This window comes from Allorhodopirellula solitaria, from assembly GCF_007859855.1.
In the GTDB taxonomy this organism is placed as follows: Bacteria; Planctomycetota; Planctomycetia; order Pirellulales; family Pirellulaceae; genus Rhodopirellula; species Rhodopirellula solitaria.
In genome coordinates, this window is the sequence record NZ_SJPK01000001.1 from 495106 (window position 1) to 519914 (window position 24809).

The following is a 24809-nucleotide window of genomic DNA, read 5'->3' on the forward strand; positions in this document are numbered from 1 at the left end:
GATTTCGAGCATCTTCGATTGCGGGTTGTCGATTGATTGAGCCGAGACGCGCAAGTATCGCTTGATGAATAAGTCGCGAATTTTTGCGAGATCTTTTCTGTCGTGGACGAGGCGACGAGCTGTCAGTTACCCACAAGTATCCCGTTAGGGATTCGAGAGAATAGCCGCAGCGCCACCTACGGTGATTCGTTGGTCACCGAACGTCGACCCCGAAGTGGGTCGCAGACCTCGTCATGAATGATCTTCCACCCCATTCGGGGTTGGCTCTTGCGTTTCGCGTTGTATCCGGTGGTGTTCGCTTGCGCTCAAACCACCGGCTATTGTCTAAAACGCCTTCGGCGTGGGCAAACTTGTGGGTAATTGACACGAGGCGACGTGAGGTGGTGCCGCTTTTGGATTACCCACAGGTTGGCTCCCCCGTGTGCCTGCCACACGCCGAAGCGACGTTTTGAAATTAGAAAACCGCGTCATCGACATGCGTTCCCCTGTCAGCTTGTCTGACAGGAAACCAAGCCGACAAACTTTGCTCTCATGCGGGGCAAGCCTGGGCTGTTCAATCTTTGGGGTTGACGCTCGATAGGTCTTGCGCAATTTCTTGACTTCACCCTCTCCAAACGAAGTTTGGGGAGGGTCGACGGGCGAAGCCTCGTCGGGGAGGGGCCCAGCACTGGGAAAACCCCTCAATCGCTGCAAAACCCTGACCGAGCCCTCCCCGAGAAACTCGCTGAAGGCTCGTTTCTCGACCCTCCCCAGCTTCGCTCGGGAGGGTGAAATCAGGACAGAAATCACCTCCATGAAAATCAACCGAAAGGGGTCGCAACCCCAAAGATTGAACAGCCCAGGGCAAGCCCCCATGGGAGCGGGGTGAACACTCCATTGTTCTAACCTCAAAACGGCGATGCCTGTCAGACAAGCTGACAGGGGATCTGGTTTTGTGGGGAATCAACAGCCCGCCTGCCTCGTCATAGACGACATTGATTACTCCCGCGTCGTGAGCGGCCGGGTAGAGCGTTGCTACCCGGTGCCTTGCGGCACACTTGGCTCACTATTGCGCAGCCGGTATCGATGAAACCGATAGCCTGGAAGTTCTCTAGGGAGACTGACCCTGATCAAGGTCGGGCGAATTTTTAGACGCGTCTCGGGGATCGCCCTCCACCTTGATATGCAGGTCACGTTGTGGAAACGGAATACTGATCTGCGCCTCGCGAAGTGCTCGCAGCACCGCAGCATTGATTTCATGCGTCACGCCGACTCGACGATCGAGCGTTGCCAAGAAGAAGCGTACGGAGTAGTTGAGGGAGTTGTCACCAAACTCTTCGAGGTTCACCAAGGGGGCTGGATCGGCCATCACATCGGGATGCATGCTGACGACGCGTTCTAGGAGCTTGCGCACCTCGTCGGGATCGGCACCATATTCAACGCCGACGTCGATCGTGATTCGGTTGATGACATTGGACAGCGACCAATTGAGGAGTTTTTCAGTAATCAAGTCCTTGTTGGGCACGACGAGTTCCTTTCGATCCCAACTCGTCACGGTGGTTGCGCGCATCTTGATCCGGCTGACCACACCGGTGGTGTCGTCGATCGTGACCACATCCCCGACGCGGACGGGACGTTCGAGTAGCAGGATGATTCCGGAAACGAAGTTTGCAAAAATCTCCTGCATACCGAAACCGAGTCCCACCGATGCCGCAGCTAAGAGCCAACCAAGTTGTTGGTACGGCACACTGAGCATGTTCATCACAAGCAGTATTCCGGCAACGATCAGGAGGTAGCGAAGAATCGTGGTCCAGGCGTAACGCGCACCGCTGTCCATGGACGAACGCTGTAGAATGATCATCTCCAAGAGCCCGGGAAAGGTCTGCACTGCGTAGATTGTCGCTGCGGTGACGATGGCGATGCCGACGACATCCTTGAGCGTAAAGATGCGAATCTCCGAACCCGTGCCAACACTTCCTATCTGGACGCGTTCGAGAACATCGAGAGCGGGCAGCACATCACTCCAAATGAAGGCCAGGCCGATGAGGGACAGCACCGTGGCGAGGGTGGAAACCGTTTGACGCGTTTGGCGATCGAGCGCGGGCAGGTCAGTGGAATCCTCTTCAACGAGCTGGATGCCCACCTCATCGGACAACAACTCGCTCTTGGATGCTTCCGCCGTCGCGCGTTGCTTCTCTCGCTTCTCACGAGCTTGCTTGATCGCGATGTCACGATAGCGGAGCGTCAACCAACGAAAGACCAGCGCGACCAGAATGACGACCATCACCAGTAGTGCCAGCGAGAACTGGAACGAGTATCCCAGTCGAAATGCGGTGTCGAGGTATCCCGCCAACGACATGCAGATAAGGATCGCTGGCATCCCGAGGGTGATCGCCCAGATCGCATAGCGGATCCGATAGGACGCTGAGTCGGGCCGATTATTACGAAGCTGAATAAAGAGTGCGCTCTGTGGCCGGAAGATAAAATGACTGAAGACCGCGAACATCGCGAAGATGGCCACCGAAAGCCACCGATCGGTCATCGCGCGTGCTTCCTTGTCGGGAATCGCATGCCAGAGAACCAGCAGGAAATTCAGCCCGCAGCCCAATAGGAGGTACCACCGTAGGTGAAATCGCAGCAATGCTCGCACCGCGGCATTCCAACCCAAATGAGCGTCGCCCAATCCATCCTTTCGGCAAGTCTCCAACAGCAAGGCGCGCGGGGCGATGAAGATACCCGCAGCAATCAAGGCAGCCCCCAAACCATTGACAAAGGGATGCGCGCTCGTTCGGCTCGCCAGTACGATGCCGCCCCATAGAAAAACGGCCGGCCAAGCCGCGGCTAGCAACCACGTCGCGACCAGCGTCTTGACTGTCGGACGGATTGTCGCCATGTAGCGGCGGGCGTCGACGGAGGCGTGCTCAATGAACTGGTGAAGACGAGGCCGCGCCAGGAAGAGAGCGATCACAATGACCAGCCCGATCACGCCGTTGAGCGGATGCCGCCCCAGCGTTGCCTTGGCATGTTGAGCGACTTCACGCCAATTCGCTGGGTCGACGAGCCAGTGCAGCGATTTCGAAGCGTGTCTCAATTCGACCATCGAGAAAGACTCGGCACTGCGAACCCAAAACACTTGTTCGTTAATATAGTGGATGTAGCGATCGGCCTCCTGCGAAAACAGTCGGCGCTGCGTATCGCCATTGACCAGAGCTTGCAACAAAGAGTTCTGACTCTTCAGCGTTGCACTGAGCAGTTTCTTCCGTTTTTTCAGCAGCGTGAATCGATCGGGCGCTTGATTCTCAGCCGAAGTGTCTGTCGATGCAGATGATGAATTAGCCGCTCTGGCTTTGTGGGCCGGTCTCGCCGCAGCGATTTGGTCATCGATATCTCGCAATTCGTCGTCGAGCTGAAACGCCATCACCTGAAGCGTCTGAATTCGGTCCTGCTGATCGTCACTGGGTAGGTATTTTTGGCGCAGACGTTTGTATTCGCTGCGCCGGTTTCTCAACATCAGACCGAGGGCATCGGTCAGCCCCACAGCTTTGACGCGTTCCTGCGAAGTCTTGCGTTCCGCTTCGGCGGTCTGGGTCGCTTGACGAATCTCGTCGAGTGATTGCGAGGCCTCTCCGGCTTCGACGATCAACTGTTGGTGCAGTTCACTGAGTCGGATATTCTGTTCGGCAAGCGATTTGAGCGGGCCGCTGACTTTCGCTAAGTCCTCCCGCAGATCATCGGTCGTGTTCTGTACCTCGGCTTGCTGTCGCTTCAAGAGCGCCGCTTGGAGTGCATCGATCTGAGTTTGGAGCTCGGACACTCGCTCGTCGGCGAGATTTCGGCGAAGCGGCAGCACGTCAACGGTCGCCGCGTAGGCCGCCTGCTCGTTCTGCAGTTCTGCCAAGCGAGCATTCGCGGCGAGAAAACGAGCTTGCAACGAGGTCACGCGAGCTCGCGTTTCGAAGGGGGCTTCATTCGCCGGGGCGGGCAGGTCAAGCTGCTCGGTAACATCGGTGAGTTCCTGCTGCACCGCAGTCATTTCACCAGGGATTTCGGCGAGTCGTTCCTGGCGTCGCAGCGGCTCGCCCGCGAAAGACTCCGCGGCGTCGGTTGCCGAGACGAGGTCTGCCTTGGCCTTGGCCAGTCGCTGTGAGATCGTGTCTGATTTCTCGTCGGCCGGAATCTCCAGGGCCGCTCCAGCGGGCTCCTGCAATTCGGAGCTGAGTTTCGCTAAATCCTGATCGGCGTCACGGGTCATCGCCTTGTAACGACTCGTGTTTCGATGACTGGTATCTGCCGCTTGCAGGCTCTGCTGGGCGGATTGATAGACCTCCTCTAGGGAAGATTTGAGGGTTTCATCGAGAGCGGAGTCGGCGCCAACCTCGGCCTGACCACTGCGGATCGCTGTGGCAATCTCGTCTTCCGATTTCTCCTTGGATTCCCCCGCATCGGTTCCGTTGTCGCTCGCCGCGTCCACCGCACCCCCGGCTTCATCGCCTTGGGGACTGGCAATACAGGTGGCTCCCCAAAGAGCGAGGCAGAATAGGGCGGTCAATCGCAAGGGCATCATTTCGTATTCCGTCGTTGTCAGTCACAGGCCGTCGGTGGCCACACGCGGCCCATTTTGCGCTCCGTAGCAGTGCTCCGACCACCCCACTGCTTCGGAGGTTGCGTTGTCGAGCGATCGTTCGTCCTGCTGGCCTTGCACTGGGTTGGTCACGTGCACTGAACTGGCTACAAACATCACGTTCGAATGGATCTGCACCGGCATCTCCCTGGAGTGGTCGGTGCGCACGGCCGATCGGCTCAATTCCTTGGGGACTGGCGAGCGCGCAAGCTGGTAGTACGAACCTCCGAGGAAAACCGAAGATGGGCCGTTGGTCAGTCTGTATGGTTGGCGGTTATGATGGCACGTCGAACCAGTTTCACTCCCAACGATCAGGCGGTAGCCAAGATGAGATGGTATGTGTTGATAGCTCTGTCGTGTTTTCCCGCGTTGGTCAGTTCGGCTGCTGAAAGGTACAACGTCCTGTTCATTATTTCGGACGACCTCACGGCAACGGCACTCTCCTGCTACGGCAATCCCGTGTGTCAGACGCCGAATATCGATTCTCTGGCGGCGCGTGGAACGAGGTTCACCCGCGCCTACTGCCAGGGCACCTATTGCGGGCCCTCACGTGCTTCGTTCCTGTCGGGATATTACCCGCACGCCACGGGTGTATTGGGATACAGCAACCCGCGACCTCAGATCGGCGATCGCCCTACGTGGCCGCAGTACTTCAAAGAGAACGGATATTACTCGGCGCGGGTGAGCAAGATTTTTCACATGGGTGTCCCCGGTGGCATCGAAGGCGGCGGCAACGGTGCTGACGACGCCCGTTCGTGGACGCAGCGGTTCAACAGTCCGGGGCCGGAATGGCAGGCACCCGGCGATGGCGAGACGCTCGAGAACAATCCCAATGGGACCCAACCCGTCGTCGGTGGCAATACGTTTGTGGTGGTGGAAGCCGACGGTACAGAAGGCGTCCATTCCGATGGAAAGACGGCGGACAAGGCGTGCGAATTGATTCGCGATCACTCTGGCAAGCCCTTTTGGCTGGGCGTGGGATTCGTCCGGCCGCACGTCCCCTTCGTAGCCCCACGCCGCTACTTTGGAGCGTTCAAGCCGTATGCAAATAATATTCTGCCCCGGCAACTCGCCGGCGACTGGGACGATATCCCGCAAGCTGGCATTAACTATAAAACGAGCGTCAACATGCAAATGGATATCCGCCGCCAGAAAAAAGCGCTCGGCGGATACTATGCTTCCGTCGCGTTCATGGACGCACAGGTGGGCAAGGTTCTCGACGCTCTGCGACGGGCGGGGCTCGAAGAAAAAACGATCGTGATTTTCACAAGCGACCATGGTTACCATCTCGGCGAACATAACTTCTGGGCAAAGGTGTCGCTGCATGAAGAATCCGCTGCGGTGCCGTTGATCGTCTGCGTCCCCGGTAAACCGCCGGCCGTTTGTGAGAGCATCGTTGAGCTACTCGATCTCTACCCGACCACCGCCAGCCTTTGTGGTCTCGAAGTGCCGGAGCAGATCCAGGGAATCGACATTTCTGGGCTGCTTGACGGCGGCAATTGGAAGGTTCGTGATGCCGCCTTCAGCGTTGCACCGTCGCGTCGTGGCTTCTTAATCCGCGAACCCCGCTGGGCATACATTCAATATCGTGAAGACGCGGCGGGTGGCCGAGAACTTTACGACATGGACGCTGATCCGCAACAGTATCATAACCTTGCCGACGTGCCGCAGCATGCCAGTGTTGTTGCACGTTTGGAGGCCGCGTTGGCTCGCAAACTCGCCGATGTTCGTCGTAATGATTTGTAACGAACGCCAAGATCAATCGCTCCGGACATTCCTTCTCACGACTAATTGGGCTCACTCATCATTCCTGACGACATCAATAGCATCGTTCTGACGACGAATCTGACGAAACGCTACGGCGGTTTTACAGCTTTGCACGATTGCAGCCTGGCGGTGCAACCGGGCGAAATCTTTGGACTGCTCGGTCCCAACGGGGCGGGGAAGACCACCCTGATCCGATTGTTGCTGGGGTATCTGCACGTGACCTCGGGGGCGGCGCGAGTCGTGGGGTTCGATCCGGAAAGTGACAGTGTCGAGGTGCGCCGGCGGGTGGCGTATTTGCCAGGCGATGCGCGTCTGCCACGTCACATGCGGGGCCGCGGTGTGCTGGAATTCTTTTCCCAGATGCATCCCAGCGGCGATGCGTCGCGGTCTTTCGACGTGGCCGAACGACTCGAACTGGATCTCTCAAGGCGGGTGGCGTTCATGTCGACCGGAATGAGACAGAAGCTCGCATTGGCGGTCGTTTTCGGCCCCCGCACCCCGCTCCTTATTCTCGACGAACCGACCGCTAACCTCGATCCCAGCGTGCGTGCTGAGGTTCTCCGCTTGGTCGAGAAGGAAAGAGATACAGGCCGCACTGTCATGTTTTCCTCTCACGTTCTCTCGGAGATTGAACAGACGTGCGACCGAGTGGCTTTTCTTCGCAGAGGCGAGTTGGCGAGAGAACTCGTGATGGAGGATCTCTTTCAACGACACCGGGTGACCGCGATTCTGCGTCCCAGTGCGAGCCTCACACCTGATAATGACTCCAGCGCGCTGGGCAAGATTCCAGATAACCTGAGCGAACGAATTGAGCGCTCGGTCGTACTGCCGGCCGGTCCGCATGGACGGCGAGTGCAGATCGACACTGCAGGTGATCTCGCACCGACCCTCACTTGGCTCGCGTCACTGCCTCTGGAGCAAATGCGGATCGAACCGCTTGGATTGCATTCGGTCTACCGAGCCGTCCATTTAGGCGTAGCCGATACGCAGCCCGAGCCCGGACAAGCCCGGGATGCCGATGCCGCAGTCAGTGAGGTGGCAACATGATTCCGCTGCGAGATGTGGGTGTGGACCGGATGATGATCCGGAAGAACATTGGCCAATCATCGTTGCTATTCCTATTTCTTGGGATCGCGATGTTCTCCTTTGGGTGGGTCCGTGTGTGGGTGGTCAAGCTCCTCGAGATGGGCAAGTTCCAAAATGTGATCGAGCAATTCCGTGACTACGAACGCTTCGCGCCCGTTCCCTTTGACGCACTATTCACCTATGCCGGACGCGTCGGCATGACATTCGATGAACCGATCGTCATTCTCTGCACAGTGATTTGGTGCGTGGCCCGCGGCAGCGATGTTATCAGTGGCGAATTGGGGCGAGGAACTTTGGAAATGTTGCTCAGTCAACCAATTAGTCGCACACGGTTTTTGATGTCGCACGCCTTCGTCAGTGCCGCGGGGCTGCTCGGGTTGTGTTTGCTCCTCTGGGCTGGAATGACTGTTGGCATCGAGACGACGACGGTGACCGAAACGATTGCGCCCCCTTCGATTCGCGTACCGCTGCTCGGTCTAGAACTGCCTTTGTCGAGCGATCCGCCCGCCGAGGTATCCTTCTCGTTGGGCGAGCGGGTAGCGCCGGGGATCTACACCGCCTCGGTATTTCATCTCTTTGCGTTTGGCTACTTCTTGTTGGGACTGAGTAGTTGTATCAGTAGTTTCGACCGATACCGCTGGCGTACGATTGGAGCCGTGATGACCGTCTATGTGGTCCAACTGGTGATGTTTGGGCTTGGAAAAGCGGCTGAGTCTTTAGCGTGGCTGCAGTCGCTGACATTTTTCCGTTGTTATCAACCGCAGAAGATGACGACGCTCGTCCGGGAGGGAGGCCTCAGCTCACCATGGAGTTTCAGCCAGCCGATCGAGCCGGGATGGTACCCGCCACTGTACTACCCGCTGCTCCTGCTAGCCTTGGGGACAGCTTGTTACCTCATCGCGGTCGTGCGGTTCGAACGCCGTGACTTGCCGGCACCGCTGTAGGCTGCCCTGGCCGCACTGGTGGCAGGCAGGGCGATCGCCGATTGGTACTCATTTGGCCTCCGGAGGGGACAGAATGACGTAGGAAACCCGATGCGTCAGCGAGGACAATCCAGTGCTTTGCGTGGTCACTAGACGATCCTCGCTGACGCGTCGGGTTACCAAGGCGGCTTCGCAAACTAGAGTATGTGCCATTCGGCGATTGCCTGGCGTGTTGGCAACCAAATTCACTCTCATAGAAGACTTGAGATGCCTGACTGTGCTTCGAACTCCCCCGCCCCGCTGTTCGCCTCCGAAGTCGTCCTGGGTTTGTGGCCGATCTCTGGTGTGACCACGATGGGTGTGACGGCCGAGGACGCCGAAGCCACGATTGCCACGGCCATCGAGCGTGGGATACGTACCTTTGACACCGCGTACAGCTACGGCATGGAAGGGGAGGCCGATCGATACCTGGCGTCTGCCATGAATGGCGATACGGATCGTTTTCATGTGATCAGCAAAGTGGGGCAACGATATCTCTCCAACGGCGAACGCATCGTCGACAGCCGTCCCGCGACGCTACGAAAGGACGCCGAAGAGTCGCTGCGACGCCTCCGGATCGACTGCTTCGGAACACTGATGCTGCACAGCATCGATGAAGATGTTGAGATTGAACGCAGTGCCGAGGCTCTCTTGCAGGTGCGCGACGCGGGGCTGGCGCGGCGGATCGGTTTATGCAACGCCAGCGAATCGCAGCGAAAGCGTTTCGATGCGGTCTGCGACTGCCGTGCGATCCAGTGCCCATTGAACCTGCTGCAGCAGGAAAACCTTGGCACCGTGATCGCGGATGCGTCCGAGGCCGCTTGTGATGTCCTGGTGTACTGGACGTTGATGAAGGGCCTGCTGGCAGGAAAGATTTCCCCAGTTCATGTGTTTCCAGCAGGCGATAGTCGGCCGGGCTACGCCGTTTTCCAGGGCCAGCAGCGCGACCGCGCCCACCGGCTGATCGATGAACTCAAGCGGATCAGCACGGAGGTCGAACGCAGCGTTGCTGAATTGGCCGTTTCGTGGGCGCTTTCCCAAAGTGGTGTGACGGCCGCACTCGTTGGAGCCCGGCGCCCGGATCAGATTCGCGACTTGGCTTCGGCGCGACCACTCGAACCGGCTCTCCTCCACCGTATCGATCACGCTCTCGTCGAGACCGAGGCGTAACGATGGATTGGGAATGGGATTCCGACGACGAGGAGACCTTCACCGCCTACCACGAGGCCGGACACGCGATCATCGGCTGCGCGTTGGGCGGAGAGGTCGATTCGGTTTCTCTCTCGCAGGCCTCGGCCTATGATGACCTCGACGATGCACTGCCGCGTCGCTTCGGTGACTGCGTTGTCGATTGGGGACGGGTGGATCCTCAACATCCCTGGCAGCAACAGCGAGAACTGCTCACGATCTTGGCCGGTCCGGTCGCCGAATGGGTTTATCGAGGGAACGATACCTCGGAACTCGATGCCGAAAGCTGGGCGCTGGATTGGGACCATGCCAGGCAATGCGCCGCCGGGATGGTTGCTGGCCGCGACAAGCAGGCTCAATTGCTGCGTAGTGTCGTCGGCCGACTACAAAAAATCATTGCTGAGGAACCCGTCTGGTCGGCCGTGGCGGCCCTGGCGGACGAATTGATGATCGGCGATCCGGTCGGCGCCGAACGCGTTGACGAACTGGTCAGGTTCTGGTGGCAAAACTGAGTCGTCTCGATCGCTACGCGATACTCCTTCGGATCGCTTGAGCACACCATGGTGGCCGAGGCGACCTACAAGCTGTGTTGTTGCAGTTCCTCGAGGCTGGCAAATTCCAGCGCCGAAATATGAGTGGCCTCGAGATGGACCTGAGGGGCTTTGCCCGCATCGTAAGCTTCCTTCCATCTCGCCGCACAGAGGCACCATCGGTCACCGGGCTGAAGACCAGGGAACTGGTACATCGGCATGGGCGTGCTGAGGTCGTTCCCGCGAGCTTGGCTGAATTCCAAAAAATCGGCGGTCGCCTTGATACAAACGACGTGCAATCCCACGTCCTGGCCGCCGGTATTGCAGCACCCATCTCGATAGAAACCCGTCATGGGATCGGTACTGCATACTTCGAGGTCGGTGCCCAACACGTTCTTGGCACCGGAGGGACTGTGAGGCATGATGGCTACCCGATAGGAAACAGGACGACGGCGGAGAACTGATGGAATGCCACGTTGACGATCGCGGCAGGCGGTACACGAACAGCTAGGAAACGGACGTCCATTTTCCGTCTTCGACATCACTACGGCGTAAAGCATCAAGCACGCGCTGCGTTTTCATCGCAATCTCGCTGGCGCGCCGGTCAGGCGATCCGTTCAGAACGCATTCCGAGAAGCTTCGAATCATTTGAACTTCCTGGGAATCCGGTTCACCAGCGGCGTGTTCCCATACCGATTGAGCCTGGGTGTGACGCCCGAAGTTCCAGCGGCAGTTGTCGATCTGGAGATCGTGCGTGTGGCATTGCCATTTTGCTTCCGCGTCGACGAAAGGCAACACGAAGTCATCGAGTGTGATGTAGCCAAGATCACCGCTGAACGTCGCGGTCTGTTGATTGACGCAGCGAAATGAGCAGAAGAATCCTGCCGTCAGATCATCGTCAAATTTCAGTTCGGCCTGGAACTCCGAGGGGACACTGCCGCCATCATACTGAGAAATCGAACGTCCTGAGACGGCAACCGGCATCCGGTCGTCGGCGGCCCACAAGCTCAAACGGATGCAGTACCACCCGAGATCACCGAGACAGCCGTGAGGTTCGAGGTCCGCGTTGGCGCGAATATTTCCTGATTCAAATGAATCGTCGGCACAGAATGAAAAATGGCTCTGAATGCGTCGCAGCTTGCCAAACTGCTGCGTGTCTGCGAGTGAGTGTTTCATCGCTGGCAAACGAGCCGAGTGATCGAACATCACACCGTCCATGAATGTCACACCGGCCTCGTCACAGGCGGCGATCATTTCGGTGGCGTCATCGGCATGCACCGCGATTGGCTTTTCGCAGAGAACATGCTTGCCCGCCTTCGCAGCGGCGATCACCCATTGCTTGCGAACGGTGGTTGGCAGAGCGATGTAAACGGCATCAATATCGTCGCGATCAAGCAGTTCTTGGTAGTCGCCGAGTGCCTCAGGCCGCATCAGAGTCGCTGTGCCATCTTCACCGACGACCACCGGTGGCACCTCGATGGAGCAATCGTGAATGAACGCTTCAGCCCGTGTCACATCCCGGCTCGCGACCGCGGCGACAACACTGTTGCCGCTCATCCGAATCGCTTTCCAGTTTTTGCGAGCGATTTGGGCAGCACCAATGATACCCCAACGGACGGTACGATTAGAATTTTGCGTCTGTGTCATGAAGATCTTCGTTAGTGTCGGTGAGAATGTCCTTGTCGTCAGCGCGGTCGTTCGTGGCCGTTGACACGGTGCTTGCTGAGGCCTGGTTTTCAGCGGCCGGCGCCAGCGGGTCGTCGGTGCGTTCGATGATCACCATGCACATGTCGTCAAACTGAACCGCGTTGCCCATATGGTCGAAAACGCTCTTAATGATCTGCGATTTCACCTCGGCCACGGCCGGCTCACCGTTGGCCGGGGTCACCGCAGCGGACCGAATGAGCTCTCGCAGCGGATCGGTACCCCACTCTTCATCATCAATGTCCATCGCTTCATTGATCCCGTCGGTGTACATCACCGCGAGATCGCCGCGAGCGAACGGATAGGTGGTGACAGCGTAATCCATACCCTCGTCAATCGCGATCGGTAGCCCCGAATCCTCGTCACCGGGTTCACTGATCGATCCATCGGCGGCAGAGCGGATGATCGGGGGCATGTGGCCGGCGTTGACGATGGAAATCGTTTCGGCATGCGGGTCGATAACAACGAGCAGGTAGGTAACGAATCGCTCCACATGGAGTCCGCTCATCGAATCGTTGAGTCGTTCGATTGCACGAGCAAGGTTCGGTTCACTAGCGAGACAGAAGCGGGTCTCCGCAGCGAGTTTCGCCATGTACATGGCCGCCGCGACACCATGTCCAACGACATCGGCGACAACGATCCCGACCCGTCCTTTGGGCAACTCAATGTAGTCAAAATAGTCACCACCGATGTGATTGGCGGCTTGATAGTAGCTCTCCAATCGATAGGTCGGCACCGCGGGCGCCTTGGCGGGCAAGAACGCCTGCTGAACCTCGGTGGCGAGCTTCAGATCGGTCTCGACCTCCAGTTGACGCAATGATTGCTCATGCAGGCGAGCGTTATTGATCACGACGCTTGCTTGGGCGGCGACTCCGGTAAGAAGATCGATGTCTTCATCGCGGAACTGTCCGCGGCCTTGGGTCGAGTCCATCTGCAATGCTCCGATCGCTTTCCCATCGCCATCATGCAGCGGCGCACACATCATCGATCGGATTGAAAAATCAGCGATCGATTCACTGCTATCGAACCGGCTATCATCCATGGCATCGAGTGAGAGAATCGTCTCACCACTCTCCATCGTCTTGCGGATGATCGTGCGGCTAATCCGCAGCGTCTCGGATTCGTCGACCTTCGATCGTGTCTTCACCCAACGGGGCAAGAGGGCGCCATCAGGCGTCTCCATGACAACGAAACCTCGATCGGCTGAGGGAAAGACTTCGAACAAACTCGCGAGCACCTTTGGCAAGACATCGTCGAGCGCGATCGCGCCGGTGAGGTTCCGATTGATCGCGATCAACGCCCCCAATTTGGCCTCGGGCGTCGCGGTCATTTTCAGACCTTGATCGCTACTTCGAAACTCAACTTTCGATCCCGACGCCACGTGGGTATCGGAGTCCTCAACCATTTGAATGCCGAAATTGGCACCATCAAAAGTCATCTGGTTGGTGGCATCGCGTGCGAACTCGGGAACATCATCGAGATGAAATTGCAATTCCACCTCGCTGATCCGAATCCGATCCCCCTCTGCGAGCACATGCGGGCGATTGAGCAACTGGCCGTTGACGAAGGTTCCATTGCGGCTGCCGAGGTCTTCTACCGCCCAATCAGATCCCGACCGAACCAATTTGGCATGGTAGCGACTGACGGCCCCCGCATCGACGACAATATCGCACTCGGGATGCCGTCCCACCTGCATCTCATCTTGCGTGAGATCGAATCGATCCGAGGGCTTCCCGTTGATCGTAGACGTTACATAGGCCATGACAGATCCCTCGCTTCGTATCGCAGAACCAAACAGGAAGGCACTGGAACTCACCAAAAGTTCCAGTCAACTTGGGATAGCGAAAGAATGGAGGCCTTCCGCTACCGGAGACTATTTTTTGGACCCGTAGATTTCCGGGTTCAGCGACGGGTCATTATACATCTTCATCTGTCGGTAGGTTTTGTGCTGTTTTCGACCAGCAAACAAATCATCGATGAGCGTCTGCAGGCTATGAGACAAGTCGGCATGCTGCACCTGGCAGAGATCGACCCGCGCGGCGACCTTGGCACGATGCTCGTCATCGGCATCGGCACGGTCACGCTGTTCGGCATAGTGGTACAGACGCAGCGACATGATCGACAGGCGATCGATAGCGCTACCGGCCGTTTCGGTATTGATCGGCAGCGATGAGGTGTCACCGACTCCTCCTTCGGCCAACAGCAGCGTGATCGCATCATCGATTTTCTCGATCATGTCGTTACGCTGCTGGTTCAGTTTGTCGATGGACCGTTTCACTCCGGCGATGCGTTCATCATCTGCCTCAGGACTGCGGGCGACATCTTCTTCGTGCCACAATCGATAGTTGAACTCATGCTGGCGACAGACGAGCTGCTGGAATCCTTCATAGGGATTGGCGATTGGCTCGTTGTGCCATCTTTCTACGCAGTCGATCTGCAACTGCGTGATTTCAGAAACCGGAGGAACGTTACTCACTGGATTAAACCTCTTTCTCGTCGATCCAGCTCATCATGCGACGCAGTCCCATGCCGATTTGCTCGACTTCATGGAGGCGTTCGCGACGGCGTGTGGCTTTGAAGAACGGAGCACCGGCTCGGTTCTCGCTGATCCATTTCCGAGCGAACTCGCCATTTTGGATCTCGTCGAGCACCCGCTTCATTTCCAACTTCGTTTCGGGTGTGATGATCCGTGGACCGGAGACATAGTCACCATACTCCGCAGTATTGCTGATGCTGTATCGCATGTAGCTCAGGCCGCCTTGGTAGAGCAGGTCCACGATCAACTTCAGTTCGTGCATGCACTCAAAGTACGCCATCTCGGGCTGGTAGCCAGCTTCGACGAGGGTTTCGAACCCAGCCTTGACCAATTCGCTAACGCCGCCACACAGAACAACTTGTTCGCCGAACAAGTCCGTTTCGGTTTCCTCAGCAAAAGTGGTCTCGATGACGCCGCCGCGTGTCCCACCGATCCCCTTGGCGTACGCCAAACCGATCTGCTTGGTCGACTCCGAGGCTCCCTCGCCCAACGCGATCAAACTCGGAACGCCACCACCTTTTTCGTATTCACTACGAACGAGGTGGCCGGGGCCCTTGGGGGCGACCAGCAGCGTGTCGATGCCCTTGGGCGGCTCGATTTGGCCAAAGTGGATGTTGAAGCCGTGCGAGCACATCAGCACGTTGCCTGGAGACAGGTTGTCGCGAATGTGGTCGCGGAAGATGTCGCCTTGAACCTCATCGGGAAGCAGAATGTTGATCACGTCTGCGGCTTGGGTCGCTTCGGCGATCGACATTGGCTTGAAACCGTGCTCGACAGCGAGGTCGTAGTTCGCCGACCCTGGACGCTGTCCGATGATGACGTCACAGCCGCTGTCACGAAGGTTTTGCGCCTGAGCATGACCTTGGGATCCGTAACCCAAAATCGCGACCGTCTTGCCCTTCAAATGAGAAAGATCAGCGTCGTTGTCGTAGTAAATCGTTGCAGCCATCGGTGTGGGGGCCTTCCAAGGTTTCGAGTGAAAATTTTGAGTTGTTAAATGTTCCATGAGTTCCGAGGCAACTCAGAGTCGCCTCGCACGATCTTCGTTCGGCGGCTAGCCGGTCGCAGTATCCGTGGCGAATCGGTCCGATCCCCCTTTGATTTCTCCACTGCGAACCATCGCAATCCGCCCGGTGCGGACGAGTTCGCGGATGCCATAGGGACGCACACGCTCAATAAATGCCTGCACTTTGCCCTCTCGGCCGCTGATCTCGATCATCACCTCATCGGGACCGACATCGACGACTTTGCCGCGAAAGATATCCACGAGCTCGCGAATCTCAGTTCGGACTCCGCCTGCCGGGGCGCTGATTTTGACCAACAACAGGTCCCGCTCCACGAAATCGTTCGAGCTGATGTCAAAGACGCGAACTACCGTGACGATCTTTTCTAGCTGTTTGCGAACCTGTTCCAGGACGCTGTTATCGCCGACAACGACGACCGTCATCCGTGATAGTTTCGGATCTTCGGTTTCGCCGACAGCCAGCGAATCGATGTTGAAACCGCGTGAGGCAAGCATTCCAGAGATGTGGGCCAGCACTCCCGGCACGTTCTGTACGAGCGCCGAGAGCAGGTGACGGTAGTTCGATTGAGTCATGACGCAAAAATACACCCCCGCGAGGGGTGTTAAAGAGGAAGTGGGTCGCGACGACGAAGTGCGGCATGATAAATTCGGGACCGGTCGCTGCCAAGGGCGGCGCAGATGGGCCGGCCGACCGGTCTATTTCTCGCCAACCGACTCGCGTGACTCCTGAATGAGCGACGGATCCGTCCGGGAGCGACGACTCCATACCAACCACGGGGCTGCAACGAGAAACGAAAAAAGGCCTCGAGCGGACGAATCCACTCCAGACCTTTTGTAGATTTACCTGAGTACCGAAGGAGGGACTCGAACCCTCACTCCCTTGCGAGAACTGGATTTTGAATCCAGCGCGTCTGCCAATTCCGCCACTTCGGCTCGTGAGCACGCCAAAATATCGTCTCCGACGAGTTTCGGCAAACCCCCATCAGCTTAAAATAGAAGCGTCCTCTTCATGGCCGGTTACTGCGGCCGGCTGAGCAGCGTTGGGACGCTCGGGTTTGCGGGTTCGCACACGCCGTTTTTTCGGCTTACTCATTCCCCATTCCTTCGTCAGCGTTTCAAAGACGTCGGCGGTCTCATAGCGGACAACGTCTTTTCCTTCGGGCATTGGACCGATCAGGCCGCGGAAGACGGGCATGCCACGCAGCGCCAAATCGGTGCTGCAATCATCGACGCCAATCTGTTCGTAATGATCCATGAGCGGGTCGACCGACGGATAGTCTCGCATTTGCAGCGCGCCGTCTCGACCGCGCGCAACAACTCGATAGGTGTTTTTTTGGGTCATCTCGATCTCCTCAGAAATGAATGGGGGAATCCGGCAGGATTTCAGCCTTCGCCGCGGCCGAAACGTTTGGGCAATGTGTTCGAGTAGACCATCACGATGGCGCCGCCCGCGACCATCGCAAATGGAAAGATCTCGCCTGGCTTCCACGCCTTGGGACTCGCTGCGGCAGAGTTGCCCGAACTGATCAAATCCGCAGCCTGCGTGTTCGCTGCCGCGTGCAGATTGGCGGATTCGATGAACATCGACTCCACGCCGATCACGACGAGCATGATCCCGATGGCTAAAAACAGACTTCGCAACATTGCTACGCTCCTACCAAAACACAAACACACGCCTATTGCACTACAGACTGACATCGTCGTTTCCAGGCCGACGAATCCTGCCGATCAACCTGCCTCGCAATCACCGCTACAGCCCGTACAACAACACCTCGTTGCACGCACTGGGTAGCCGGCTAGCTTGCCGATCGAAGGCGGCCAGAACATTGTCGTTCGATGGGTCACAGCGACGACGCTTCGAGAGACGCCTCCGGTGTACAGCAAGATGCGGCGGGCCTGATCGAACGCTGCACCTACGGCACGCGGTCTTCGTCGATCGGCTCGTCACCGGCAGGTGTTAGCAACGCCTGCCAAACCTGCATGTCGATCGTGTCACTGATGTACCGTGTTCCACCGTCGGCAAACGCCACGTTGACACCACTGGGATGATTCGAAGACGGCCGCGCGAGATTTGCTGCATTAGCGGAGGTGACCATTCTCGCACTCAGGCTTACGCCCACGAGAGGACCGTTGATTCGGTGAACGGGTCGATCTTTGCCGCCGTTTTCCCAGTCGACACTGTGCCAAACCAGACCATTGGTGAATCGGCTGAATTTGGGATACGCGACCTCTTTCGGGGCGTCTTGAAATTCCAGATCCGATTGATCGGTGAACCCACTACGGTGCCAGGGCAGGGCACTGAGTGATTCCGAGAACAACACCGTATTTCCATACCCGTCGGTGAAATCATCGAGACGGATGACGGGCCCCACGGGACTGCGTTTGGCCGCGTCGACTGCCCCGGGCACGCGGGCGTCGAGCCTGCTATTGAATACTCCGTACCGCGGCAGGAGAGAATCGACGAAGGACACGCTTTGCGATTGCCCACCCGGCGTGTGCATCAACCGGGTTTGGTTGGAATCCGCATTTATCGGGAAGGCCATGCCCGTATTGGCGATGTAGCTGTTGAATCCGTGCTCGATGTCGCTCCTATCGGTACTGGGGCAACGAAAGATTGCCAGGCTTGGCGCGGCATTGTGACAATAGCCTTCACCGCTGACGCCGCTCGACAGCGGGTTCTCTCGGCTTCCACCGCTGACGACTGGGTTGCGATCCTCACTCCAAACTTCATAGGTCGGCTGGCCATCGAGCCATGGCAAGATGGCGACGGCCCAGGTTCCGATCTTGCGATGCTTGACCAAGCTGCTGGGGGCGACCTGCGAATCCGACGGATCGCTCATCGCACCATCGAGACCAAACGTACCGAAGTCCTCCGCCCATGAGGGAATCCGTTTCTTGGTCACTTCATGCTGAATCACGGCGAGCGACAGATTCTTGAGCTGCGTGGAGCATTGGTTGCGGCGCGCGTAAATGCGGCCGTTCCCACCCATATTTGGTAGCAGCAGCCCGAGCAGGATGACGACGCAGGCGATCACGACGACGACCTCGAGCTTCGTGAAGGCCCGTTGGTTGTGATGGGATTTCATAGCGGTCGTTCTCTGAGCGGGACAAATGTCAGTTTCCACTTTTCATCCTAACGGACAGCGAATGTCCATTGTGGGCCCGGGTAGCTGCTTTCGTTGCCATCGATTAGAAAACAGGCTCTTTGCACCACCTACACTTGAGGATCTACGTTGAACATCGAAAAATATTCCTTCGGAGTGGGTGATCGCTTTGCCCATCAAGCCGCTGCGCAGCTGCGGGCCTTTGAGATGATCGCCAACGATGGGGTGGATGTTGCGCCGGTATGGAATAAATCCAATCGGGAGCACACCTTCGTGGGTTCCGATCCCCAGAGCGTCTTCGACGCCGCGAAGGTCGCTGTCGACAAACTCGGCTGGGAGAAGCCGTGGCATGTTGATGCCGACCATGTTCAGCTCGCGACGGTAGAACCGTTTCTGCCTTGCAGCGATTTTTTCACGATCGATGTCGCCGATTGGATCGGTAAAGCGGCATCGGAAAATGATATCAATGATTTCGTCGATCGACATAGCGAGCTGATCGGTACGCTCGAACTCGCGGGCCTGTCAGCGCCGCTGGAGATCTCTCGCGACGATGTGCGGCGCGTCGCCCAGCAGTACCTGCTCGCGGTCAAAGAAGCGTCCGTCATCTATCAACACATCGCTTCGGTCAAGGGCAGCGATAACCTGATTGCGGAGGTGTCGATGGACGAAACCGACTCGCCGCAGACTCCGCCGGAACTGCTGATTATCTTGGCGGCCATGGCGGATGAGAAAATCCCAGTGCAAACCATCGCCCCCAAATTCACCGGCAGGTTTAACAAGGGCGTCGACTACGTCGGTGACCTGGCCCAGTTCGAACGCGAGTTCAACGATGACTTGGCCGTGATCGCTCATGCGGTCAAACAATATGGATTGCCGGAGGTGCTGAAACTGAGCGTGCACAGCGGCAGCGACAAATTCAGCCTTTACCCCATCATCCGCGAATCGCTGCAACGCACCGGTGCGGGATTGCACATCAAGACCGCTGGGACAACTTGGCTGGAAGAACTGATCGGATTGGCGGAGGCGGGAGGCGATGGCTTGAAACTCGCCAAAGAGATCTACCTTTACGCTCTCGATCACGTGGACGAATTGTCGGCTCCCTACGCCAGCGTGATCGATGTCGACGCCAGCAAACTGCCTGATCTCGCGACCGTTCAGGGTTACAGCGGCGGCGAGTTCGCCTCCGCAATCCGGCATATCCCCACCAATCCCTTGTTCAACCCCAGCATGCGGCAACTGTTGCACGTGTCGTTCAAGGTCGCTGCCAAGGCGGGCGATCGGTATACCGACATGCTGGTTGCTAACGAAGAGATCGTGGGCAAGCAGGTTACCGAGAATATCTATCAACGGCACATGCGGCCGTTGTTTCTTGGCTAGCGGTTTCGTTAGATAGCCGTCTTTGCAACCGATCTCAATGACGTTGAGGAAATCTTCGAACCGGTTGAAAACAGCGGGCACAGCGAGGGATTGCCCGAGCACAGCTAATCGGGCAGTGTGCCGAGCCTCTCAGCCGTCGTAGGCGTCCTGCAATTTCGCGACGTCCAACTTGATCATTTCGCACATGGCATCGAAGACACGCTTGGCACGGACCGGGTCAGAGTCGCCGATCATCTGGCCGATCGTCGACGGGACGATCTGCCAACGGACACCGAATTTGTCCTTCAGCCATCCGCAGGCCAACGTTTCACCACCATCGAGCAACTTGCCCCACAGGTCGTCGATTTCCTCTTGGGATTCGCAGGCAATCGCTAGTGAGAATGCCTCAGTAAACTCCCATCGCTGCCCAGAGTTCAACGCGACAAACGTCATCCCCGCCAGCTCAAATTCAACAGTCATGACGGCTCCTGAATCGGGGTTCCGGACTGTTTTGAGAATCCGCGAATCAGGCAGCACGGAGACGTAGAAGTTAACGGCTTCTTCGGCTTCGGATTGGAAACCGAGAAACGGGGTGATCTTGTTTTTAAAGTGCATTGTTTTATCTCCTCGGGATTGGGAAGCTAGGATTGCTCGGCCACGATTGTCACGATCCAGCTCACGCCGAAGCGATCGGTGAGCATGCCGAAACAGGGTGACCAAAACGTTTTGGCCAGCGGCATGGTGACTTCACCGCGATCGGCCAAGGCCTGGAATACCTGTTCCGCCTCGGCTTCGGACTCAACAGTGACGGAGAGCGAGAAACCTTGGAATCCGGCTACCTCTCCACAACCGTCAGAGGCCATCACGCGAGATTGACCGATGCGAAGCGATGCGTGCATCACCTTGTTCTCAAATCCCTCAGGTATCGTTCCGGGCGGCGGTGGTTCGGGACTTTCGCAAAACCGCATGACCATCTCGATCTCAGCCCCGATGGCCTGTTGATAGAAATTGAGTGCCTCTTCGCAGCGGCCGCCGAAGAATAGGTACGGTTCAATGAGTGAATTCGATTGGGAAACAGACATAATTTGGTTCATCCTACGGAAACTTGCGTGTGGGGGCGAAGGGGGATTTCATTCTCATTGGATGATTATTCCGGCAGCGGAAACAAGGGCCGAATCTCGGCGGTTCCACGGCGTGAACCGGGGATCCGGGTCGCCACGGCAATCGCTTCATCCAGGTTGGCAACGCGGATCAGGAAATAGCCGCCGAGTTGCTCCTTCGTTTCAGGAAACGGGCCATCGACCACTGCGCGATCTCCATTGCGAACGCGAACACAAGTCGCCTGCTCGGGCGGCTCAAGCGGAGCTGCGGCGAGAAACTGGCCATCGGCATGCAGTTGATGACAAAGCTCAACAGATTCGGCCAAGGCAGGAGCATGTTCGTCGGGCGGCCAAACGCCCTCCTCCGCATACAACAGCACAATGTAGTCACTGCCTCTCGCGATAGCGTTCTCATCGGCGGCCCCCGTATCAGGCAGCGACAATGGATCGGGAAGCGGGAGGAGCGGCCGGATTTCGACGGTTCCCTTGGCGGCCGGTGGCAATCTGCTGGCGATTGCGATCGCCTCATCCCGATTGTCCACGTCGACGACGTAATAGCCGCCAAGCTGCTCGGTAGTCTCGGCAAAGGGCCCGTCCATGATTTGTCGCTTGCCTTCACGAACACGCACACACGTTGCCGTGGTGACGCAATGCAAAGGCGCCGAGGCGATCCACTTGCCTTCTGCGTCGAGTTGGTCGCAAATCCTCATCGACTCGATCATGCACTCCTGGCGTTCTTCCTCGCTCCAACAATCTTCCGCTCCGTAAATCAGCAGCATATATTTCATCTCAGTTCCTCGGTTCTTTTGGTGACAACATCGCACTCGGGGACGTCTATCGCACTCGGGGACATCCACATCATTACCCAAACGTGCCCGTCGAAGTCTGCCTGACTGCGACTGTACATGAAGTCGTGATCCTGTTTTGGATTGATGTCCACTGTCCCACCATTCTGTGATGCGATGTCACTCATTCTGTCGACGGCGTCCTGATCGTCGCATGAAAGACACAACATGGCCTCACTCGATGTAGCTGGTGGAATCGGACAGCTGGCAAAACACTTCCACTTATCATGCATCAGCAACGGGCAAGCAACACACGATGAATACGTGTCGGTTTTAGTGGTGGACGAGGCGACAAGCCCTGGGGCTTTGGACTCGTCGCCTCGTCCTCTACGACCGAAATTGATCGTGCGTTGCTTAGTTCACGAAAATCATATTTTGACATTTTGAATCTCCTCGTTTGGACAACGTTCCAGTTGATTCTAGGTTCATCGGTAGACCAGACATTATCGGGATATTCCGTTTCGACCAGCTTGGCAAACTGGATAAGCGATCCCTGGCCGCCGAGGTTGCGTGACTACTTGTTCGCTGGCTGATCGTAGTCCGGTGACTCTAGCGAGTCCGGGTCCTTGATCTCCCACGCCTGATTGTCGACAGGATTGAAAGGCACCGACACGTGTTCGTGAATGACTTTCCACTTACCATCGATGCGTCGATAGCAGAGCGTGACGCGAATCCAGGATTGACTGCAGGGATGGTCCCCTTCGGTTTGGAAGTTGTGCAGGCCATGGACCATGGCCATGTCGCCGGCGATATGGAATTTCAGATCACGATGAACCGACTGCACCTCAGGAAGGTAGGGCATGCAGCACTCCCACGATTTCCGAATGCTGTCGACCCCCTCGGCTTTGTAAGGCGGGATGGCGTCGTAGAGCACGGCGTCGGGCGCGTAGTCGCCGGTGAGACCATCGACATCTTTGGCTTCGAGAGCCCGCGACCACCTCGCGATCAGCCGGCGGATCTCGGCTTCGTCGCGATCGCCCGCGAGCTCGCGGACCGCGTCTTCCTGCTCCTGCAGTTCCGGAGTGAACTCATCGCCGAAATCCTCCGCTTCAAAAACAGGCCGAATCTCGATGTCGGAATCTTCTGCCATCGGATTCGGGCAACGCCGCACCCACTCGATGGCCTGATCCATGGAATCGACTTCCCACATCCAGTAGCCGGCGATGATTTCTTTGGTTTCGGCAAACGGCCCGTCGATCACTGTCCGGTTCGAGCCGCTGAAGTGCACGCGGACGCCTTCCCCACTCGGTTTGAGGCCTTCTCCGCCCCGCATGATTCCCGCTTTGACCAGTGATTCATTGAAATTGCCCATCTCGGTTAGCAATTGTTCGGAGGGCATCTGCCCAGCCTCGGAGCTGGGGGAGGCCTTGATCATGACCATCACTCGCATTTGAAAATTCCTGCATAAAAGTGGTTCGGATCGGTTGTTCGTATCGTTGTCGAACAGGCGTCGCCCGGTTCGACACTTCTCCGGGCGATGCTGAGAAATTACTTTTCATCGCCAGCGGCTTTCTGAACAATAGTCGATCGGGAAACCCTCGAATCGACAGTGTCGTGAAAAAGTTTTTTCGATTCGACGCCGTCATGCTCAGCAAGCGGCGACCGGGTCATCACCGGCTCGTTGACTACGAGACGTCGATTTGATCGAGCTTTCCTTGAAGGAATCGTCGCTCAGGTTCTAGCTGGGCGAGTTCCAAGGCACGGTGAAACGCAGCAGCAGCCGCATCGACTTGATCGATCCGCCGGAGCAATTCACCACGAGTCGAATGCAACAGGTGGTAGTCCGCCAGATCACCGCGATCGAGTATCTCGTCGACCAATGCCAAGCCCGCTGCGGTGCCACTGCGCATGGCAACGGCAACGGCGCGATTGAGTTCGACGATCGGGGAGGGAGCCGCCTGGAGCAGAACATCATAGAGAGCAACGATCTGAGTCCAGTCCGTATCGGCTGCCGTCGCGGCATCAGAATGCACAGCCGAGATCGCCGCCTGGATGGTGTAAACGCCAAAGCGGCGTGAAGACAGCGATTGCTTGACGAGCCGTTTGCCTTCAACGATTCGCTCTCGGTTCCAGCGACTGCGGTCCTGATTCTCCAGCAGCACGATGTCACCGTCCTCGGAAACCCGAGCGGGGCGTCGGGATTCATGCAGCAGCATCAACGCCAGCAATCCAACCACCTCGGGATCGGGAATCAGTTCCAGCATCAATCGCGCCAGACGAATGGCCTCATCCGAAAGGTCGGCTCGGGTCAGAGCGTCACCGGCCGTAGCCGAGTAGCCCTCGTTGAAGACGAGATAGATGACCTCCAACACGGCATCGAGGCGTTCGGGCAAATCCGTGTGAGACGGAATGACGTAGGGAATGTTGGCATCGCGAATTTTTGCTTTTCCACGCACAATTCGCTGTGCCATCGTCGCCGGTGGGACCAAGAACGCCCGAGCAATCTCCTCGGTCGTTAGTCCACAGACCTCGCGCAGCGTCAGGGGCACTTGAATCTTCGGCGCGATCGCTGGGTGACAGCAGGTGAAAATCAGTCGCAGCCGGTCGTCTTCGATCTCGTAGCCCGCCCGAACCACATTGTCGGATTCGATCGCGTCGAGACGAGCGGCCACGTCAGCCTGCTTCTCACCGAATCGACTTTGCCGACGAATTGCATCAATCGCCTTAAATCGCCCGGTTGAAATCAGCCACGCCCTCGGATTCTCCGGCACGCCGTGATGCCGCCATTGCTCCCAGGCCGCTGCAAACGCTTCGTGCATCGCTTCCTCAGCGAGATTAAAGTCGCCGAGCAAACGGACCAATGTCGCAAACACACTCCGGGACTGGATGCGGTAGATGTCGTCTAGTTGGTTTTTGCTGCATTTCATCAATACGATCGCATCCGATTCTCTTGAATACTGGACCAGCATCTTACACCAGTGAACGTCTGACTTTTGCGCGTCTACAGTGCGACTGCAGCGTCCATTAGACTAGAGTTCTTCCCGGCCACGGGCGACTCGCTCTCACA

At 57.4% G+C, this 24809-nt stretch carries 22 protein-coding genes and 1 tRNA gene; 6 read left to right on the plus strand and 17 right to left on the minus strand.

The window, feature by feature from the left end:
* Positions 1 to 1090: 1090 nt before the first annotated feature.
* Positions 1091 to 4543 (minus strand): mechanosensitive ion channel domain-containing protein, encoded by a 3453-nt coding sequence (locus CA85_RS01895; RefSeq protein WP_146389587.1) that lies wholly within the window; start codon positions 4541 to 4543, stop codon positions 1091 to 1093.
* A gap of 333 nt (positions 4544 to 4876) precedes the next feature.
* Here CA85_RS01895 and CA85_RS01900 point away from each other — a divergent pair, with 333 nt between their 5' ends.
* The 5 genes from CA85_RS01900 (at position 4877) to CA85_RS01920 (ending at position 10115) form a co-directional block, all read left to right on the plus strand.
* Positions 4877 to 6346 carry a sulfatase gene (locus CA85_RS01900; protein ID WP_246112408.1) on the plus strand — a complete coding sequence of 490 codons (1470 nt, stop codon included), beginning with the start codon at positions 4877 to 4879 and terminating at the stop codon, positions 6344 to 6346.
* 45 nt (positions 6347 to 6391) lie between these two features.
* Positions 6392 to 7414 carry an ABC transporter ATP-binding protein gene (locus CA85_RS01905; protein WP_246112409.1) on the plus strand — a complete coding sequence of 341 codons (1023 nt, stop codon included), beginning with the start codon at positions 6392 to 6394 and terminating at the stop codon, positions 7412 to 7414.
* Complete coding sequence (locus tag CA85_RS01910; RefSeq protein ID WP_246112410.1) at positions 7411 to 8397, plus strand: ABC transporter permease subunit; 987 nt, start codon at positions 7411 to 7413, stop codon at positions 8395 to 8397. Before CA85_RS01905 ends, CA85_RS01910 begins: the two co-directional genes overlap by 4 nt.
* A gap of 246 nt (positions 8398 to 8643) precedes the next feature.
* The gene (locus tag CA85_RS01915; protein ID WP_146389588.1) at positions 8644 to 9585 is read left to right on the plus strand and encodes an aldo/keto reductase; all 942 of its coding nucleotides are present in this window, start codon (positions 8644 to 8646) and stop codon (positions 9583 to 9585) included.
* Positions 9586 to 9587: 2 nt separating this feature from the next.
* Complete coding sequence (locus CA85_RS01920) at positions 9588 to 10115, plus strand: M41 family metallopeptidase (protein ID WP_146389589.1); 528 nt, start codon at positions 9588 to 9590, stop codon at positions 10113 to 10115.
* A gap of 65 nt (positions 10116 to 10180) precedes the next feature.
* Here CA85_RS01920 and CA85_RS01925 read toward each other — a convergent pair whose 3' ends face one another.
* The 10 genes from CA85_RS01925 to CA85_RS01970 form a co-directional block, all read right to left on the minus strand.
* On the minus strand, positions 10181 to 10555 hold the full coding sequence (locus tag CA85_RS01925) for a DUF2237 family protein (protein ID WP_146389590.1): 375 nt from the start codon (positions 10553 to 10555) through the stop codon (positions 10181 to 10183).
* 85 nt (positions 10556 to 10640) lie between these two features.
* Positions 10641 to 11780 (minus strand): Gfo/Idh/MocA family protein, encoded by a 1140-nt coding sequence (locus CA85_RS01930; RefSeq protein WP_146389591.1) that lies wholly within the window; start codon positions 11778 to 11780, stop codon positions 10641 to 10643.
* On the minus strand, positions 11758 to 13599 hold the full coding sequence (locus CA85_RS01935; RefSeq protein WP_146389592.1) for a SpoIIE family protein phosphatase: 1842 nt from the start codon (positions 13597 to 13599) through the stop codon (positions 11758 to 11760). Before CA85_RS01935 ends, CA85_RS01930 begins: the two co-directional genes overlap by 23 nt.
* A gap of 111 nt (positions 13600 to 13710) precedes the next feature.
* On the minus strand, positions 13711 to 14313 hold the full coding sequence (locus CA85_RS01940; RefSeq protein WP_146389593.1) for a DUF4254 domain-containing protein: 603 nt from the start codon (positions 14311 to 14313) through the stop codon (positions 13711 to 13713).
* A gap of 4 nt (positions 14314 to 14317) precedes the next feature.
* Positions 14318 to 15322 (minus strand): ketol-acid reductoisomerase, encoded by a 1005-nt coding sequence (ilvC, locus tag CA85_RS01945; protein WP_146389594.1) that lies wholly within the window; start codon positions 15320 to 15322, stop codon positions 14318 to 14320.
* Between the two features lie 105 nt (positions 15323 to 15427).
* The gene (gene ilvN / locus CA85_RS01950; RefSeq protein ID WP_146389595.1) at positions 15428 to 15970 is read right to left on the minus strand and encodes an acetolactate synthase small subunit; all 543 of its coding nucleotides are present in this window, start codon (positions 15968 to 15970) and stop codon (positions 15428 to 15430) included.
* Positions 15971 to 16246: 276 nt separating this feature from the next.
* Positions 16247 to 16330: transfer RNA gene (locus tag CA85_RS01955), tRNA-Leu, on the minus strand.
* A gap of 49 nt (positions 16331 to 16379) precedes the next feature.
* A complete protein-coding gene (locus CA85_RS01960; protein ID WP_246112411.1) occupies positions 16380 to 16739 on the minus strand; it encodes a hypothetical protein in 360 nt (119 codons plus the stop codon).
* Between the two features lie 41 nt (positions 16740 to 16780).
* Positions 16781 to 17041, minus strand: a complete 261-nt coding sequence (locus tag CA85_RS01965; protein WP_146389596.1) for a hypothetical protein — start codon at positions 17039 to 17041, stop codon at positions 16781 to 16783.
* Between the two features lie 269 nt (positions 17042 to 17310).
* On the minus strand, positions 17311 to 18483 hold the full coding sequence (locus CA85_RS01970; RefSeq protein WP_146389597.1) for a DUF1559 family PulG-like putative transporter: 1173 nt from the start codon (positions 18481 to 18483) through the stop codon (positions 17311 to 17313).
* A 147-nt stretch (positions 18484 to 18630) separates the two neighbouring features.
* On the opposite strand from CA85_RS01970, the gene CA85_RS01975 reads away from it, so the two are divergent.
* On the plus strand, positions 18631 to 19878 hold the full coding sequence (locus CA85_RS01975; RefSeq protein WP_146389598.1) for a tagaturonate epimerase family protein: 1248 nt from the start codon (positions 18631 to 18633) through the stop codon (positions 19876 to 19878).
* Positions 19879 to 20007: 129 nt separating this feature from the next.
* Here CA85_RS01975 and CA85_RS01980 read toward each other — a convergent pair whose 3' ends face one another.
* The 6 genes from CA85_RS01980 to CA85_RS02005 form a co-directional block, all read right to left on the minus strand.
* Positions 20008 to 20472 carry a VOC family protein gene (locus CA85_RS01980; protein ID WP_146389599.1) on the minus strand — a complete coding sequence of 155 codons (465 nt, stop codon included), beginning with the start codon at positions 20470 to 20472 and terminating at the stop codon, positions 20008 to 20010.
* A 26-nt stretch (positions 20473 to 20498) separates the two neighbouring features.
* Complete coding sequence (locus CA85_RS01985) at positions 20499 to 20939, minus strand: VOC family protein (RefSeq protein WP_146389600.1); 441 nt, start codon at positions 20937 to 20939, stop codon at positions 20499 to 20501.
* A 65-nt stretch (positions 20940 to 21004) separates the two neighbouring features.
* Positions 21005 to 21745: a YciI family protein gene (locus CA85_RS01990; RefSeq protein ID WP_146389601.1), complete on the minus strand. Its 741-nt coding sequence runs from the start codon at positions 21743 to 21745 to the stop codon at positions 21005 to 21007.
* Complete coding sequence (locus CA85_RS01995; RefSeq protein WP_146389602.1) at positions 21742 to 21972, minus strand: VOC family protein; 231 nt, start codon at positions 21970 to 21972, stop codon at positions 21742 to 21744. The genes CA85_RS01990 and CA85_RS01995 overlap by 4 nt, the downstream gene beginning before the upstream one ends.
* A 344-nt stretch (positions 21973 to 22316) precedes the next feature.
* Positions 22317 to 23192 (minus strand): SgcJ/EcaC family oxidoreductase, encoded by an 876-nt coding sequence (locus CA85_RS02000; protein ID WP_146389603.1) that lies wholly within the window; start codon positions 23190 to 23192, stop codon positions 22317 to 22319.
* Positions 23193 to 23427: 235 nt separating this feature from the next.
* Positions 23428 to 24669, minus strand: coding sequence for an RNA polymerase sigma factor (locus CA85_RS02005; RefSeq protein WP_146389604.1), 1242 nt, complete (start codon positions 24667 to 24669; stop codon positions 23428 to 23430).
* Positions 24670 to 24809: the final 140 nt, after the last annotated feature.